Genomic DNA, 862 nt, shown 5'->3' with positions numbered 1-862 from the left:
AAAAATTAGCATTGGCGTCCAGGCTTCGAGTTCATGGCCATCGGCCGGGTGTATCAAAACGGGCGGGCGGGACCTCTACTGTATCTGCTTATATTAAATTTGCTGTTTCGTATAAGTCACCGATGAGTGTCACGAGTTGCTGATGGGGCATCGCATAAACTGTCTCGCTGGGTGGCTCTTGATCACGCGACAAGCTTTGTTTGCGCGGTTCAGTCGTCGTGACAGATTTGAATAAAGAAACTACAAAATGCCAATAGGATAGTACGGATGAGTGATAATTTAGATGACGCGCGGCGCCACGCCTCGCGATTGTTGGAGGATTTCGGTGCGACGGCAGGGATCGAGGATATTGCGTTCAACCAGGCGGGGCGTTGCGATCTGGCATTTGATGATCAACCGATGACGATTTCGTTTGATGAGGATACGGGAGATATGTGTATCGAATCGCCCGTCTTGGATATCCCTCCTTCTCCAGCGTGGGATTTTTATGGGTGGGTGCTGGAGGACAATTTTTTGTCTTTCGTCAACGGCGCGGGTTGTCTCGCTATCGATAGATCCAGGGGGAAGATCGTATGGCTTGATCGCAGGCCGGTATCAGGATTGAGCAAATCCATCTTTGATAGATGGCTCAGTCTGAGCATTGAGCGGGTAGAATATTGGGTGAAAAACCTTGTAGACCGTGCAAACTCAGCTGAACTCGCCAAGCCGGACAATACACGCTTCTCCAACGATACCGCGATCGTCTTTCGCCCCTGACGCCGGTGGGAACTGCAAGTGATGATGCTGTGCGTATTGCGTGAAGCCGGCAGGGATGGAGGTCGGTTGTCACGTCTGACAGACATGGCGGTATGGAGGAGACCTG

At 51.5% G+C, this 862-nt stretch carries 1 protein-coding gene; it reads left to right on the top strand.

Annotation, left to right across the window (positions count from 1 at the left end):
• Positions 1-267 precede the first annotated feature (267 nt).
• On the top strand, positions 268-756 hold the full coding sequence (locus PDO_RS16070) for a type III secretion system chaperone (protein ID WP_007604091.1): 489 nt from the start codon (positions 268-270) through the stop codon (positions 754-756).
• The last annotated feature ends 106 nt before the right edge of the window (positions 757-862 follow it).

It is taken from the genome of Rhizobium sp. PDO1-076 (assembly GCF_000247475.1).
Taxonomy (GTDB): Bacteria; Pseudomonadota; Alphaproteobacteria; order Rhizobiales; family Rhizobiaceae; genus Allorhizobium.
The sequence above is the reverse complement of the archived record's forward strand: the minus strand, read 5'-3'. Positions and strand labels throughout refer to the sequence as shown.